The sequence below is a fragment of the Geodermatophilus sp. SYSU D01036 genome, from assembly GCF_054050435.1.
In genome coordinates this window covers 52822-67521 of the sequence record NZ_JBJGZJ010000013.1, presented here as the reverse complement: position 1 = coordinate 67521, position 14700 = coordinate 52822, and the positions used below count along the sequence as shown (strand labels likewise).

General features: G+C 77.2%; 15 protein-coding genes. 12 read left to right on the top strand and 3 right to left on the bottom strand.

Translation table 11 applies throughout. The annotated features are described in order from the left end of the window. Positions 1–99 precede the first annotated feature (99 nt). The 3 genes from ACI8AR_RS14375 to ACI8AR_RS14365 are packed head-to-tail and all read left to right on the top strand — an operon-like array spanning position 100 to position 1978. Positions 100–900: a DeoR/GlpR family DNA-binding transcription regulator gene (locus ACI8AR_RS14375; RefSeq protein ID WP_457051634.1), complete on the top strand. Its 801-nt coding sequence runs from the start codon at positions 100–102 to the stop codon at positions 898–900. Further along, positions 897–1268 carry a DUF4406 domain-containing protein gene (locus ACI8AR_RS14370; protein ID WP_457051633.1) on the top strand — a complete coding sequence of 124 codons (372 nt, stop codon included), beginning with the start codon at positions 897–899 and terminating at the stop codon, positions 1266–1268. Before ACI8AR_RS14375 ends, ACI8AR_RS14370 begins: the two co-directional genes overlap by 4 nt. After that, positions 1265–1978 (top strand): NUDIX domain-containing protein, encoded by a 714-nt coding sequence (locus tag ACI8AR_RS14365; protein ID WP_457051632.1) that lies wholly within the window; start codon positions 1265–1267, stop codon positions 1976–1978. Before ACI8AR_RS14370 ends, ACI8AR_RS14365 begins: the two co-directional genes overlap by 4 nt. Here the strand turns inward: ACI8AR_RS14365 and ACI8AR_RS14360 are convergent. Further along, positions 1928–3907, bottom strand: a complete 1980-nt coding sequence (locus ACI8AR_RS14360) for an acetoacetate--CoA ligase (protein WP_457051631.1) — start codon at positions 3905–3907, stop codon at positions 1928–1930. The two genes, ACI8AR_RS14365 and ACI8AR_RS14360, sit on opposite strands and share 51 nt — an antisense overlap. 174 nt (positions 3908–4081) lie before the next feature. On the opposite strand from ACI8AR_RS14360, the gene ACI8AR_RS14355 reads away from it, so the two are divergent. The 8 genes from ACI8AR_RS14355 (at position 4082) to ACI8AR_RS14320 (ending at position 11471) form a co-directional block, all read left to right on the top strand. Continuing rightward, a complete protein-coding gene (locus ACI8AR_RS14355; protein WP_457051630.1) occupies positions 4082–4984 on the top strand; it encodes a hypothetical protein in 903 nt (300 codons plus the stop codon). Between the two features lie 88 nt (positions 4985–5072). Then, complete coding sequence (locus tag ACI8AR_RS14350; RefSeq protein ID WP_457051629.1) at positions 5073–6539, top strand: hypothetical protein; 1467 nt, start codon at positions 5073–5075, stop codon at positions 6537–6539. A 97-nt stretch (positions 6540–6636) separates the two neighbouring features. After that, positions 6637–7044, top strand: a complete 408-nt coding sequence (locus ACI8AR_RS14345; protein ID WP_457051628.1) for a DUF2237 family protein — start codon at positions 6637–6639, stop codon at positions 7042–7044. 55 nt (positions 7045–7099) lie between these two features. Then, positions 7100–7594: a glutathione peroxidase gene (locus ACI8AR_RS14340; protein WP_457051627.1), complete on the top strand. Its 495-nt coding sequence runs from the start codon at positions 7100–7102 to the stop codon at positions 7592–7594. A gap of 108 nt (positions 7595–7702) precedes the next feature. After that, the gene (locus tag ACI8AR_RS14335) at positions 7703–8419 is read left to right on the top strand and encodes a mycothiol-dependent nitroreductase Rv2466c family protein (protein WP_457051626.1); all 717 of its coding nucleotides are present in this window, start codon (positions 7703–7705) and stop codon (positions 8417–8419) included. A 67-nt stretch (positions 8420–8486) separates the two neighbouring features. Next, a complete protein-coding gene (locus ACI8AR_RS14330; protein ID WP_457051625.1) occupies positions 8487–9557 on the top strand; it encodes a FecCD family ABC transporter permease in 1071 nt (356 codons plus the stop codon). Positions 9558–9567: 10 nt separating this feature from the next. Next, entirely contained in the window at positions 9568–10677 is a 1110-nt protein-coding gene (locus tag ACI8AR_RS14325; RefSeq protein ID WP_457051624.1) for a FecCD family ABC transporter permease, read from the top strand. After that, on the top strand, positions 10674–11471 hold the full coding sequence (locus ACI8AR_RS14320; RefSeq protein WP_457051623.1) for an ABC transporter ATP-binding protein: 798 nt from the start codon (positions 10674–10676) through the stop codon (positions 11469–11471). Before ACI8AR_RS14325 ends, ACI8AR_RS14320 begins: the two co-directional genes overlap by 4 nt. 71 nt (positions 11472–11542) lie before the next feature. Here the strand turns inward: ACI8AR_RS14320 and ACI8AR_RS14315 are convergent, their stop codons facing one another. Beyond that, positions 11543–12484: a siderophore-interacting protein gene (locus ACI8AR_RS14315; RefSeq protein WP_457051622.1), complete on the bottom strand. Its 942-nt coding sequence runs from the start codon at positions 12482–12484 to the stop codon at positions 11543–11545. 110 nt (positions 12485–12594) lie between these two features. Here ACI8AR_RS14315 and ACI8AR_RS14310 point away from each other — a divergent pair, with 110 nt between their 5' ends. Beyond that, on the top strand, positions 12595–13596 hold the full coding sequence (locus tag ACI8AR_RS14310) for an ABC transporter substrate-binding protein (RefSeq protein ID WP_457051621.1): 1002 nt from the start codon (positions 12595–12597) through the stop codon (positions 13594–13596). Positions 13597–13671: 75 nt separating this feature from the next. Here ACI8AR_RS14310 and ACI8AR_RS14305 read toward each other — a convergent pair whose 3' ends face one another. Beyond that, positions 13672–14646, bottom strand: coding sequence for an EamA family transporter (locus tag ACI8AR_RS14305; protein WP_457051620.1), 975 nt, complete (start codon positions 14644–14646; stop codon positions 13672–13674). Between the last annotated feature and the right edge of the window lie 54 nt (positions 14647–14700).

Here is a 14700-nt window from a genome sequence, read left to right as displayed (position 1 = left end):
TGCACGGCGCGTCCGCGGGAGCGTGACCGAGCACACGCCCACCAGCCGCATCGCACAAGCACTTCACAGATCTCACACACTGCTGGTAGGACTACCGCCGTGGCCCTCCCCGACCGACTCGACGTGACGCTGCGGCTGGTGCGCAACGCCGGCCGGGCCTCGCTCGCCGACCTCGCCGCCCGCCTGGGCGTCTCCGAGATGACCGTGCGGCGCGACCTCGACGCGCTGCAGGCCCGCGGGCTGGTCGAGCGGGTCCGGGGCGGCGCGGTCGCCGTCGCCGGGGCGGAGAGCTCCGCGGGCTTCGCCGCGCGGGCCGGCTGGCAGGCCGGCCTCAAGGACCGGATCGGCCGCCGGGCCGCCGCCCTCGTCGAGCCGGGCGCGACCGTGCTGCTCGACGCCGGGACGACGACGGTGCACGTGGCCCGCGCGCTGGCCGACCGGGCGGCCGCGGGCGAGGGCCCGTTCACGACCGCCGTCGTGAGCCTGCCGGTCGCCGACGCGCTGGCCGACCGCCCGGGGATCCGCCTGCTCGTCGTCGGCGGGGAGTCGCGGCCGGGCGAGCGGAGCCTGGCCGGCCCGCTGACCGCCGCGGTCCTGCGGCAGCTCACCTTCGACCTGTTCGTCATGTCGATCGGGGCGGTGAGCGCCGCGGCGGGCTGGTCGGAGTTCACGCTCGAGGACGCCGCGGTCAAGCAGGTCGGGCTGCAGCAGGCCCGCGGCTCCCTCGTCGTCGCCGACGCCTCGAAGCTCGGCGTCCGCGCCTTCGCCTCGGTGGCCCCGCTGGACGCGGTCGGCCGCCTGGTCACGGACGCCAGCGCCCGCGACCCCCAGCTCACCCCCGCGGCGCAGGAGACCCTCGCCGCGCTCGACGACGTCGGCGTGGAGGTCGACTACACGTGAGCCAGCCCCTGTTCGTCCTGGTCGCCGGCCCCTACCGCGGGGGCACCGGCGACGACCCGGAGAAGATCGCGGCCAACCACCGGGCCATCCAGCGGGCCTGCCTGGAGCTGTTCCGCGCCGGCCACCTCGCCGTCAACGGGGAGGACCTGGCCCTGCCGCTGGCCGGGCTCGCCGGGTCGACGCGGGTGGGCGACGCCGCCTTCGACGAGGTGTTCCACCCGATGGGCCGCCGGCTGGTCGCCCGCGTCGACGCCGTGCTGCGGCTGCCCGGCGCCTCGGCCGGGTCCGACGAGATGGTGGAGCTGGCCCGCGCCCGCGGCGCGGCGGTCTACACCAGCGTCGACGAGGTGCCGGCGGTGGCCCGGTGACCGGCGTGCTCGGTGTCCCCGGCGTCGACGTGCCCGACGCGCGCGGCCGGACCGGGCTGGACCGGGTGGGGCGAGACCTCACCGGCAACCCCGACGTCGTCGTCCGGGACGTCGAGGTGCTCTCCAGTGCCTGGTACGTCAACCGGCGGACGACGTTCGCCCGCCGCGGCCGCGACGGCGCCTGGCGCACCGAGCAGCGGGAGACCCACGACCGCGGCAACGGGGCCACGGTGCTGCTGTACGACGCCGCCCGGCGCACCGTGCTGCTCACCCGGCAGTTCCGCTTCCCCGCCTACGTCAACGGCTCGCCCGACGGGATGCTCGTCGAGACCGCCGCCGGGCTCCTGGACGAGCAGGACGCCGAGGCCGCGGTCCGGCGCGAGGCGGAGGAGGAGCTGGGCGTCGCCGTCGGGGCGCTCACCCGGCTGCCCGACCTGTTCATGAGCCCGGGCTCGGTGACCGAGCGGCTGGCCTTCTTCGCCGGGCCCTGCACCCCGGCCGACCGGGTGTCGGCCGGGGGCGGGCTCGCCGAGGAGGGCGAGGACATCGAGGTGCTCGAGCTGCCGTTCGACGACGCGCTGGCCATGGCCGGCGACGGCCGGATCGCCGACGCCAAGACCGTCCTGCTGCTGCAGTGGGCGGCGCTGCACGGGCCGTTCTCAGCGGGCGCCGCGCTCCCGGGCGAGGGCGACGTAGTGCTCGACCAGTGACGCGTCGTCCACGGCCCCGGTGTTGACCGCCTTCTCCGGCGGCACGCCCTGGAACAGCCGCTTGAGCGGCACCTCCAGCCGCTTGCCGGTCCGGGTGTGCGGCACGCCGGGGACGACGAGGATCTCGTCGGGCACGTGCCGGGGGCTGGCCGAGCTGCGGATGGCGGCCCGGATGCGGCCGGCGAGCTCGTCGGTGAGCTCGGCGCCGGGTGCCATCTGCACGAACAGCGGCATCCAGTAGCCGCCGTCGCGCTGCTCGACGCCGAGGACGACGCAGTCGGCGACCTCCGGGAAGCTCTCGACGGCGGCGTAGATGTCGGCGGTGCCCATGCGCACGCCGCCGCGGTTGAGGGTGGAGTCCGAGCGGCCGGTGATGACGCAGGTGCCCCGCTCGGTGACCTCCATCCAGTCGCCGTGCCGCCACACGCCCGGCCACGGCTCGAAGTAGGACTCGCGGTAGCGGGCGCCGTCCGGGTCGTTCCAGAAGTACAGCGGCATCGAGGGCATCGGCTCGGTGATGACCAGCTCGCCGAGCTCCCCGGTGACCGGCTCGCCGTCCTCGCCCCACGCCGCGGCGGCGACGCCGAGCATCGGACGCTGCAGCTCGCCGGCGGTCACCGGGAGCAGCAGCGTGCTGCCGATGAAGCCGGTGGCGACGTCGGTGCCGCCGGAGACCGAGGCGAGGAAGACGTCGCGGCCGACCGCGTCGTAGACCCACTCGAACGCCGAGGCCGGCAGCGGCGAGCCGGTGGAGCCGATCGTCCGCAGCGCCGACAGGTCGTGGGTCTCCCCCGGCCGGATCCCGGCCTTCTCGCAGGCGACGAGGTAGCCGGCGCTGGTGCCCAGGTAGGTGAGGCGGGTCCGGGCGGCGAGGGCGAACTGCGCGTCGACCGAGGGGTACGCCGGGGCGCCGTCGTGGACGACCACGGTGGCGCCGCGCAGCAGCGCCGAGGTGGCGATGTTCCACATGATCCAGGCGGTGGAGGCGTACCAGTAGAAGCGGTCGCCGGGGCCGACGTCGCCGTGCAGGCCCAGCTGCTTGTGCTCCTCGAGGACCACGCCGCCGTGCCCGTGCACGATCCCCTTGGGCAGCCCGGTGGTGCCCGACGAGTAGACGATCCACAGCGGGTGGTCGAACGGCAGCGCCTCGAACCCGGGCTCCTGCCGGTCGGCGACGGCGTCGGCCCAGGCCAGCGCGCCGTCGGGCAGCTCGCCGGGGAACAGCCGGGGGACGGCGATCGTCGTCGTCACGGTCGGCAGGGCGGCCCGGAGCTCGGCGACGACGCCGCGCCGGTCGTAGGGCCTCCCGTTGAAGCGGTACCCGTCGACGGCGACCAGCACGGTCGGCTCGATCTGGGCGAACCGGTCGAGCACGGCGCGGGTGCCGAAGTCCGGCGCGCAGGAGGACCACACCGCCCCGATCGACGCCGCGCCGAGGAACGCGACGACCGCCTCGGGGACGTTGGGCAGGTACCCGGCGACCCGGTCGCCGCGGCGCACGCCCAGCCGGCGCAGGGTCGCGGCGAACGCGCCCACCTGCGCGCGCAGGTCGGCCCAGGACACCTCGACCGGCTCGGCGTCCTCCGCGACGGCGATGAGCGCGGGGTGCTCGTCGGTGGCGTGCCGCAGCGCCTGCTCCGCGTAGTTCACCGTGGCGTCCGGGAACCACTCGCCGCCGGGCATCTCCCGCCGGGTGAGCACCCGGTCGTCGGGGACGCCGGGCAGCACGCCGGACCACGCGGCGACGTCGGCCCAGAACTGGTCGAGGTGCTCGACCGACCAGCGCCAGATCGCGTCGTAGTCGGTGGGGTCCAGGTCCAGCCCGCGGCGGGCGGCCACCTCGCGGGCGAAGGCCGCCAGCCGCGTCGCCTCCCGGACCTCCCGGGTGGGCTGCCAGAGCACCGGTGCGGGAGAGGCGTCAGCGGTCACAGCGGCACCCTGCCACTCCTCCCGTGTCCCCGGGGCGGGTGGGTCGACCTCACTGGACGTGACCGTTCCGTCTCGTTTTCACCCCATCAGGGGACGGTCCTCGCGTGGCGACTCCTGTGACGGACCGGTTCCAATGAGTGAGCACTGTGTCGGACGACACCGGGGGGAGGTGCGATGGACGAGCGTTCCCTGCTGCCGTGCCGTCGCACCCGCCTGCGCCGGTGGGGCGGCCGCCTGGCGGTCCTCGCCGGGACCGCCGCCGGGATCTGGCTGGCCGGCGCGTCCGGCGCCTCGGCCGAGGAGCCGCCGCCCGGCGGCCTGCTGGGCGCGGTCACCGCGCCGGTGGGCCAGGTGGTCGAGTCCGTCGCCCAGCCCGTCGTCGCGCCCGTCGCGGACGCGGTCGCGCCCGTCCTGGCGCCGGTCGCCGAGGCGGTCGCCCCGGTCCCCGTGCCGCTGCGGGACGTCGTCGCGCCCGTCGGCCGCGCCCTCGAGCCGGTGACCGACGTCGTCGCGCCGGTGACGCAGGCGCTGTCCCCGGTCACCGGGGCGCTGCGGCCGGTCCTGGCGCCGGTCACCGAGGCGGTGTCCCCGGTCACCGAGGCCCTCGCGCCGGTGGCCGGTGCGCTCCCGCCGACGCACGTGCCGCCCCTGGTGGACGTCCCCGCACCCCCTGTCGCCGACGTGGCCGGCGCCCCGGCCGGCGCTCCCGCGGCCGTCGCCGGTGCGCCGGTCGTGGCCGCCCCGGCCGCCGGGCCCGGTGCCGACGTCGCGGGCCCGCGGGTCCCCGCCGCGGCCGAGCGGCCCGCGGACGTCACCGGTCCCGCGCCCGCCGCGGCACCGGCCGCCGTCCCGTCGCCGGACGTGCCGGTCCCGCCGCTCGCGCCTGCCGTCCCCGTCGCGCCGGCCGTGCCGGCGCCCGCGGGCACCGCCTCCGGCGCTGCCGGTGCGGACCAGCCCACCTCCGACCGCGGCGCGACCGTCCCCGTCGCACCGCGGGCGGCCGCCGTGGCCGCCGCCGCCGAGGCCCGGGACGCCGCCGCCGGCGACCCGGTCGACCCCGCCACCTCCCCCGACTGAGGACGCGCCTCCCGGCCCCCGAGCCGGTCGAGCGCAGTCCCCGCCGTCCCGTCCGGGACGCGGTCCCGTCCTCAGTCAGGAGTCCTCCATGCACCCCTGGGCCACCCGCGCCCTGCGCGTGGCACTGATGACCGGCGGCCTGCTGGCCACCGGCACCGGTGTCGCCGCCGCGTCCGACGACCTCGACGTGACGGTGCCGGTCACCGTCACCGACAACGCGCTCGGTGTCCTCGACACCGGCACCCCGGTCGGCGGGCTCGAGCTGCCCGCCGTCTCGCAGGACCTCTCCCTCGACCTGGGCCCGGTCGACGTCTCGGTGCCCGTGACGATCGGCGGCAACGACGCCTCGGTCGCCGGGGGCACCGCCACCCAGGAGCCCGCCGCGCCGGCCCCGGGCAGCAACGACCCGGCCGACGTCGTCGTGCCGGTGACCGTCGTCGGCAACGGGATCGGCGCGCTCGGCGACGCCGCGGCCGGCGGCACCGCCCCGTCCACCCCCGAGGGCGCGGTGACCGTGCCGGTCACCGTCTGCGGCAACGGCGTCGGCCTGCTGGGCGACGCGCTCGGGGGCTGCACCGCCGCCCCCGAGCCGGCCCCCGCCCCCGCCGACGGCGGCCCGCTCGGCGACCTGCTCGACGTCGACGCCCCGGTCACCGCGTGCGGCAACGGCGTCGGCGTGCTCGGCGACGCCGCCGGGGACTGCACCCCGGCGATCCCGACCGGGGAGCCCGGCGCCGGGTCCGACGGTTCCCCGCTCGACGTCGACCTGCCGGTCACCGTCTGCGGCAACGGCCTGGGCGCTCTCGGCGACGCCGCCGGCGAGTGCACGCCGGCCACGTCCGGGGGCGGCTCCGGCGACGCCGACGGCGGCCTGCTGGACGTCGACCTGCCCGTCACCGTCTGCGGCAACGGCCTCGGGCTGCTGGGCGACTCGGCCGGCGACTGCTCGCCGGCGGCCCCCGGCGACGGCTCGGGCGACGGGTCGACTGACGGCTCCGGGACCGGCGAGGGCGTCGACGTCGACCTGCCCGTCACCGTCTGCGGCAACGGCATCGGTCTGCTGGGGAACGCGCTCGGCGGGTGCTCCCCCGAGGGCACGGAGGGTCCCGGTGGTCCCGGCTCCGGGGGCGACGGCTCCGACGGCGGCATCGACGTCGACGTGCCGGTGACCGTCTGCGGCCTGGGCCTCGGCCTGCTCGGTGACGCCCTCGGCGACTGCGCGCCGCCGACCGACCCGACCGACCCGCAGCACCCGGGCTCGCCCGAGGACTGCCCGGGCCACGGCTCGGGTCACCACGCCGGTCACGACCGCGGTCACGGCCCGGCGACCGGCTGGGCCTCCGGGACCACCCGCGCGGCCTCGGCGGCCGGCTCCTGGGCGGCGGGCTCCTGGTCGGCCGGTTCCCGGACGGCGTCCGACCGCTCCGCGGACACCGGGGAGCTGGCCTACACCGGCACCGAGACGGCGACCGCCCTCGGCGCGGCCCTGCTGGCCCTCGCGCTGGGGACCGGCCTGACCCTCGCCGGCCGGCGCCGTCGCGAGGACGCCGTCTGACCGGCGCCGCCTGACCGCTCCGCGGGCCCGGCCGGCAGCGTCGCCGCCCGGGTCCGCGGACGGGCGCGTCCGGGAGCACCTCTGCCACGATCCCGTCGTGACCGAGCCGGAGCCGGGGACCGAGCGCAACGTGCTGGGCGGTCCCCTGGAGCCCTGCGGCACCGAGCCGGTGACCGGCTTCTACCGCGACGGGGCGTGCCGCACCGGCCCGGACGACCTGGGCAGCCACACGGTGTGCGCCGTCGTCTCCCGCGAGTTCCTCGCCCTGCAGCGCGAGCTCGGCAACGACCTCACGACCCCGCGGCCGGAGTTCGGGTTCCCCGGGCTGCGGCCCGGCGACCGCTGGTGCGTCGTCGCCGCCCGCTGGCTGCAGGCCTACCGCGCCGGCGCCGCGGCCGGCGTGGTCCTCGCGGCCACGAACGCGCGGTCGCTGGAGGTCGTGCCGCTGGCCGCGCTGCGGCAGCACGCGGTCGACGTCCCCGACGACATCAGCGACCTGGAATGAGCCCGGCGTCCCGCGCGCTGGTGCCGTCGACCCGTCCGGCCCGCGAGGAGTGCCCGTGACCAACCTGCTCGACCTGCCCGTCTCGACCCTCCAGGGCGAGGACACCACGCTCGGCGCGCTCACCGGCCGCCGCCCGGCCCTGGTGGTCAACGTGGCCAGCCGCTGCGGCCTGACCCCGCAGTACACCGGGCTCGAGGAGCTGCAGCGGGAGTACGGCCCGCGCGGGTTCACCGTCGTCGGCGTGCCGTGCAACCAGTTCGCCGGGCAGGAGCCCGGCACCGCCGAGGAGATCGGGTCCTTCTGCTCGGCCACCTACGGCGTCACCTTCCCGATGACGGGGAAGGTCGACGTCGACGGCGAGGGCGCGCACCCGGTCTACCAGCGGCTCACCGAGGCTCCCGACGCCGCGGGCGAGGCCGGCCCGGTCCAGTGGAACTTCGAGAAGTTCCTGGTCGACGGCGACGGCGCGGTCGTCGCGCGGTTCCGCCCGATGACCGAGCCCGGCGCGCCGGAGGTCCGGACGGCGATCGAGGCGCTGCTCGCCGGCTGACCCGCGCCCTCCTGGGGTGTTCCTCCTCCGCCCGGGGTGCTGCAAGGCCCGGGGCGTACGAACAGCACCCCAGGAGCGGCTCCCGCGCGGGCGGGGCAGCATCGGGCCATGGCCGACCTGCACTTCTACTTCGACCCGGTGTGCCCGTTCGCCTGGCTGACCAGCCGGTGGGTGCGCACCGTCGCGGCCCGGCGGGAGTACGACGTCGACTGGCGGTTCATCTCGCTGCGCCTGCTCAACGCGCACGTCGACTACGACGCCCACTTCCCGCCCGAGTACGAGGCCGGCCACACCGCGGGGCTGCGGCTGCTGCGCGTGGCCGCCCGCACCCGCGAGGAGCACGGCCGCGCAGCGGTGGGCACGCTCTACGAGGCCCTCGGCCGGCGGGTCTTCGAGACCGAGCCCGACCGGCCCGGCACGGCCGGCGAGCGCGGCACGCGGGCCTACCTCGAGCCGGTGCTGGAGCGCGCCGGGCTGCCGGCGGGCCTCGCCGACGCCCTCGACGACGACGGCTGGGACGCCACGATCCGGGCCGAGACCGACGAGGCGCTGGCGCTCACCGGCAAGGACGTCGGGACGCCGATCCTGCACTTCGAGCCGCCCGGCGGCGTCGCCTTCTTCGGCCCGGTCGTCAGCCGGCTGCCCGCCGACGACGACGCGGTCGAGCTGTGGGACGCCGTCGTCCGGCTGGCCCGCTTCCCCGGGTTCGCGGAGCTCAAGCGCAGCCTGCGCGAGCGGCCCCAGCTGGCGTCGTTCGGCGTGGCGCCCGGGGAGACCGGGGTACAGGAGGACTGGCACGGCGGGAGCCGCCGCACGAAGCGGTGAGCGTGACCCGCACCGGAGCGGGTACTAAGGTGAGCCTTGCCTGATCTCGACCGTCCGGAGCTGCCCGGTGCCCGTCCCCAGTGTCACCCGCGCTCCCGCGGCGACCGGGGCGACCCCGCCGCGCCCGGCGGGGGCCGCCCGGACGCGGCGCCGCGTGCTCGGTCTGGCCGGGCTCCTCGTCCTCGTGGTCGCCGCCTGCGCGGCCAGCATCGCGATCGGCACCCGCCCGCTCGGGCTGGGCACCGTGTGGGAGGCCCTCACCGACCGCTCGCTGCGGACCGAGGAGGCGGTCATCGTCTGGGACCTGCGGGTCCCGCGCACCGCGCTCGGCCTGATGGTCGGGGCATCGCTCGGCGTCGCCGGCGCCCTGATGCAGGGGCACACCCGCAACCCGCTCGGCGACCCCGGCCTGCTCGGCGTCACCGCCGGCGCCTCCTTCGCCGTGGTCCTCGCCATCGCGCTGCTGGGGGTCAGCACGCCGTCGGGGTACGTGTGGTTCGCCTTCGCGGGAGCGCTGGCGGGGACGGTCGCCGTGTACGTCCTGGGCGCGGCCGGCCACGGCGGGGCCACCCCGGTCACCCTCGCCCTGGCCGGCTCCACGCTGTCCGCGCTGCTCTACGCCCTGGTGCGCGCCGTGCTGGTCAGCGACTCCGACTCGCTGGACGCCTTCCGCTTCTGGGTGGTCGGCGCGCTGGCCGGCCGCGGCGCCGACATCGCCTGGCAGGTGCTGCCGTTCATCGTCGCCGGCCTGGTGCTCGCCCTGCTCAACGCGCCCGCCCTGGACCTGCTCGGCATGGGCGAGGACGTGGCCCGCGGCCTCGGCCAGCGGGTGTGGCCGGCCCGCGCCGTCGGCCTGGTGGCCATCACGCTGCTCGCCGGCGCCGCGACGGCGGCCTGCGGGCCGATCGCGTTCGTCGGGCTGGTGGTCCCGCACGCCGTCCGGGTGTTCACCGGGCCGGCGCACCGGTGGCTGGTCCCCTGCTCGGCGCTGGCCGGGGCGTTCCTGCTGCTGACCGCCGACGTCGTCGGCCGGGTGATCGCGCGGCCCGGCGAGGTGCAGGTCGGCATCGTGCTCGCCCTGCTGGGCGGGCCGTTCTTCGTCGCGCTGGTGCGCCGGCGCCGGAGCGCGACGCTGTGAGGGCCGCCGCGTGACCGCCACCGTCGACACCATCCGCGAGACGACCCCGCCCGACCCCGGCGGGCGCGCGGGCGGCCGTGCGGTCGTCCTGCGGTACGGGCCGGTGTCGGTGCGGTTCCGCTGGCGGTCGGTCGTCGTGCCGCTGGCCGCGCTGGCCGTCGTCGTGCTGCTCGGGGCGGTCGCGCTGGGCCGCGGCGACTACCCGATCGCGGTCACCGACGTGCTGCGCACGCTGGCCGGCGCCGGCGAGCAGGGCCAGCGGTTCGTCGTGCTGGAGCTGCGCGCGCCGCGGGTCGCCGTCGGCGCGCTGGTCGGGCTGGCGCTCGGCGTGGCCGGCGCCCTGTTCCAGACCTTCGCGCGCAACCCCCTGGCCTCCCCGGACATCCTCGGGATCACCTCGGGCGCCTCGGTGGGCGCCGTGGTGGCGATCGTCGCCACCGGGACCTCGTCGGCCGGCGCGGTCCTCGGCGGCGTCGGCGTCCCGCTCGCGGCCCTCGCCGGGGCGCTGGGAGCCGGGTTGCTGCTGTTCCTGCTGGCGTACCGGTCCGGCGTCGACGGCTACCGGCTGGTCCTCGTCGGCGTCGCGGTGTCCTCGATCTCGCTGGCGGTGGTCGACTGGCTGCTCACCCGGGCGGCCATCTACGACGCCGCGGCCGCCTACGTGTGGATCGTCGGCTCGCTCAACGCCCGCACCTGGGACCAGGCCGTGCCGCTGGCCCTCGCCCTCGCGGTCCTGCTGCCGCTGGCCCTCGCGGCGGGGCGGGTGCTCGGCGTGCTGCAGTTCGGCGACGACACCGCGCGCGGGCTGGGCGTGCGGCTGCCCGCGGCGCAGGCCGCCGTGGTGCTCATCGCCGTCGTGCTGGTCGCCGCGTCGGTCTCGGCCGCCGGGCCGGTCACGTTCGTCGCGCTGGTCGTCCCGCAGATCGCCGTGCGGCTGACCGGCGGCTCGCGCCCGCCGGTGCTGGCGTCGGGCCTGCTCGGCGCGGCGCTGGTGGTGCTGGCCGACCTGCTCACGCGCACCGTCCTGCCCGAGGCCCTGCCGGTGGGCATCCTCACCGCCGTCGTCGGCGCCCCGTACCTGCTCTGGCTGCTCGTCCGCGGGAGGCGGACCATCGCATGACGACTCCCACCACCGACGCGCCCCCGCTGTCCGTGCCCGCGGGCGAGGGGCGGGTGCGCCTGGCGGCCGAGGGGCTGCGCCTGGCCTACGACGACCGAGTCGTCGTCGACGGGCTGGACCTCGCGCTCACCGACGGCTCGTTCACCGCGGTCGTCGGCCCCAACGGCTGCGGCAAGTCCACCCTGCTGCGGGCGCTGGGCCGGCTGCTGCGCCCGGCGGCCGGACAGGTGCTGCTCGACGGGCGGGCGATCGCGAAGACGCCGGTCGCGCCGTCCGGGCTCACCGTCGCCGACCTGGTGGCCCGCGGCCGCCACCCGCACCAGAGCTGGCTGCGGCAGTGGTCGACCGAGGACGAGGCGGTCGTCGCCGAGGCGCTCACGTGGACCGACATGAGCGACCTCGCCGACCGCCCGGTGGACGAGCTCTCCGGCGGCCAGCGGCAGCGGGCGTGGATCTCCATGGCACTGGCGCAGGGCACCGACCTGATCCTGCTCGACGAGCCGACGACGTACCTGGACCTGTCGCACCAGATCGACGTCCTGGAGCTCGTGTCGCGGCTGCACGCCGAGCGGGGCCGCACGGTCGTCGTCGTGCTGCACGACCTCAACCTCGCCGCCCGCTACGCGCAGCGGCTGGTGGCCATGCGCGACGGCGTCCTGGTCGCCTCCGGCACGCCGCACGAGGTGCTCACCGAGCAGCTGCTCGCCGACGTCTTCGACCTCGAGGCCCGCGTGGTGCCCGACCCGGTGGCCGGCACCCCGATGGTCGTCCCGGTCCGCCGCCTCCCCCGGTGAGCTGATGGAACGGCCACCCTCCAGGGACCCGCGCCGGGCCTGCGAGGCGTGGGGGGAAGGGTGGTCCTTCCTCAGTTCTCGGCGCGGCCCTCGCGCCAGTAGCCCATGAAGGCCACCGAGCGCCGGTCGACGCCGAGGTCGCCGACCAGGCGGCGGCGCAGCCGCTTGACCATCCCGGCCTCGCCGGCCAGCCAGGCGTAGCAGCCGGTCCCGGCCGCGGGGTCCTCGGGGACCTCCCACAGCAGGCCGGTGTCGAGGTCGACGTCCTCGGGGGCGGGCGCCGGCGCGGCGCAGACGCCGAGGTCGACCAGCGCGGCGTGCATCGCGGGCACCAGCAGCTCGCCGCGGGGGCGGTCGGCGCGGGCCAGCCAGCGCACCTGCACGCCCTCGGGCAGCCGCAGGTCCTGCAGGTCCCCGGCCTCGGGCACCTCGAGGACGGCGACGGCGCGCCGGCCGGGCGGCAGCGCCTCGAGGATCGCGCTGACGGCGGGCACCGCGGTCTCGTCGCCGGCGAGCAGCAGGCAGGAGGCCGTGGCCGGCGGCGCCCACTCGACGCCCCAGGCGCGGCCGCGGCCGGGCCGGTCGGGGCCCATGAGCACCATCGGGTCGCCCGGGCGGGCCTGCGCGGCCCAGGTGGCGGCCGGGCCGGCGTGCCCGTCGGCGACGCCGTGCAGGACGACGTCGAGGTCGACCTCGGCCCGCTCGGGGCGGGCGGCGCGCACGGTGTACGTGCGCAGGACCGGGCGCCGCTCCTCGGCGAGCGCGCAGTAGGCGGGGTACCACTCGGCGCCGGCGGCCTGCAGCTCGGCCAGCGCCGTCGGGTCGGGGGCGAGGACGAGCTTGACCCGCTGGTCGTCCCCGGCGACGCCGAAGTCCTCGAGCTGCGGGCCGGTGAGCGTGATCCGCACCGTCGACGGGCCGAGCGGGCGCACGCGGGCGACGACGGTCTCGAAGAACAGCCACTGCGGCAGCTCGGCCACCGCCGCTGCCGGGGCCTCGATCGTCGTCGTCACGCGGGTCTCCGCTCCGCTCGGGGACGGCCCTCGCGGACCGGAACTGAGGCAAGGCTAACCTCCCTTCGCCCGCAGGGGGAAGCCCCTGCCCGAACCGGAGGAGGACCCCGGTGTCCCGACCCCCGCGCCTGCCCGGCGCCCCCCTCGCGCTGGCGGCCCTGCTCGCCGCGGGCGCCTGCGCCGGACCCGGCACCGACGACGGGGCGCAGGCCGCGGCCGGGGGTTGGTCGTTCACCGACGACGTGGGCACCACCGTCGAGCTCGACGCCGCGCCGGAGCGGGTGGCCGGCCTCAACGACGTCGTGTCGTCGCTGTGGAACCACGGCATCGAGCCGGTGGCCACCTTCGGCCAGACCTCGGCCGCCGACGACGTGCAGTTCGAGGGCCGCGACCTCTCCGGCGTCGAGATCGTGGGCGAGAGCTACGGGCAGATCGACCTCGAGGCGCTGGCCGCCGCCGACCCCGACCTGATCGTCACCACCGTCTACCCGGTGGACTCGGAGGGGACGCTCGACGACACCCAGCCCCTCTACGGCTTCGAGTCACTGGAGCAGCAGGAGCAGGTCGGGCGGATCGCGCCGGTCGTGGCGATCGCCTGGCGCGGCTCGGCCGCCGACGTCATCGAGCGCACCGCCGAGCTCGCGGAGTCCCTCGGCGCGGACATCGACGGCGCGGAGGCGAGCGCGGCCCGGCGGGACTACGCGGAGGCCTCCGCAGCGCTGACCGAGGCCGCCTCCTCCGGGGTCACCGTGCTGCCGGTGGCCGCCTACCCGGACGAGGGCTTCTACATGGCCAAGGCCCCCGACGACCCGTCGCTGCGCCTCTACTCCGACCTCGGCGTGCAGTTCGTCGACCCGGGCGGCGACGGTTACTTCTGGCAGACCGCGAGCTGGGAGCAGGTGCCGCAGTACCGCAGCGACGTGATCCTCTACTCGCGCCGCGGCGCCATGACCCCGGAGGAGATGGCCGGCCAGCCGACCTACGGCCTGCTGCCCGCCGCGCAGGCGCAGCAGGTGTACCCGTGGGAGTACGTCGGCATGGACCACGCCGCCCAGGCCCGCTACATGGAGCGCCTGGCCGGCTGGCTCGCCGACGCGCAGAAGGTCAGCTAGTCGAAGGACCCCTCCCCCACCGCTCGCAGGCTCGCGGCGGGACCCGCGAGGGGCCGACGGCCATCGGAGGAGGGCTCACAGGGGCGCCGGCGTCTCGGGGACGGGCGCCGGCGCCGGGGCCGGCCGCGCGGCGGTGCGGGCGGTCTGGGCGAGCGCGATGCCGCCGAGCACCACCAGCCCGCCGGCCACCTGCCAGCCGGTGAGCACCTGCTCGAGCCAGAGCCAGGCGACGACCGAGGCGAACACCGGCTCGACGGTGGCCACCAGCCCGGCCGTCGTCGGCGGCAGGTGGCGCAGCGCGGCGATCGACAGCCAGAACGGCGTGATCGCCCCGAGGACGACGATCCAGGCCACGAGCACCCACAGCGGCAGCTGCGCCGAGCCGAGCGAGACCGGCACCCGCTCCCCGAGCACGCCGGCGTCGAACGACGCGGTGAACGGGGCGACGACCGCCCAGAACAGCGCGGCGGCCACGAACGTCCAGGTGGTGAGCGCGACCGGGTCGCGGGTGGCCGTCCCGCGCTCGCCCATGAGGTAGTAGGTCGCCAGGCAGACGGCGGCGGCCAGGCCCGCGGCGACGCCGAGCGGGTTCAGCGAGCCGCCGCCCTCCCACACCTGCGCGACGAGGACCAGCCCGGACAGGGACAGCGCCAGTGCCACCCAGATCCGGGGGCGCACGGGCTCCCGGCGCACCAGCCGGACCCACAACGCGATCCCGACCGGCGCGGTCATCTCGAACACCAGCGCGATGCCGACGGGCAGCCGGCCGATGGCCACGTAGTAGAGGAACTGGGTCAGCGCGACGCCGACCACGCCGAACACCGCGAGGAAGGGCACCTCGCGCCAGGTGAGCCGCAGCCGCCGCGGGGAGACGAGCGCCAGCGCGGCCAGCAGGCCGACCGCCGCCCCGCCGCAGCGCATCGCCGTCAGCCAGGTGGGCGGGACGCCGGCCTGCAGCGCGAGCGTGGAGACGGTGCCGTTGACGGCGAACAGCCCCGCCGCCGCCACGGTGGTCAGGTAGCCGATCGCAGGGCGGCGGGTGTGCGGCACCCGTCCGAGCGTAGCGGTCGTAGAGCCGGACGCCACCTACCGACGCGTCACCGG

Coding starts and splice junctions, on each gene's coding strand:
- ACI8AR_RS14320 (WP_457051623.1), top strand. CDS start 10,674: ATGACGACTCCCACCACCGACGCGCCCCCGCTGTCCGTGCCCGCGGGC.
- ACI8AR_RS14350 (WP_457051629.1), top strand. CDS start 5,073: ATGCACCCCTGGGCCACCCGCGCCCTGCGCGTGGCACTGATGACCGGC.
- ACI8AR_RS14335 (WP_457051626.1), top strand. CDS start 7,703: ATGGCCGACCTGCACTTCTACTTCGACCCGGTGTGCCCGTTCGCCTGG.
- ACI8AR_RS14355 (WP_457051630.1), top strand. CDS start 4,082: ATGGACGAGCGTTCCCTGCTGCCGTGCCGTCGCACCCGCCTGCGCCGG.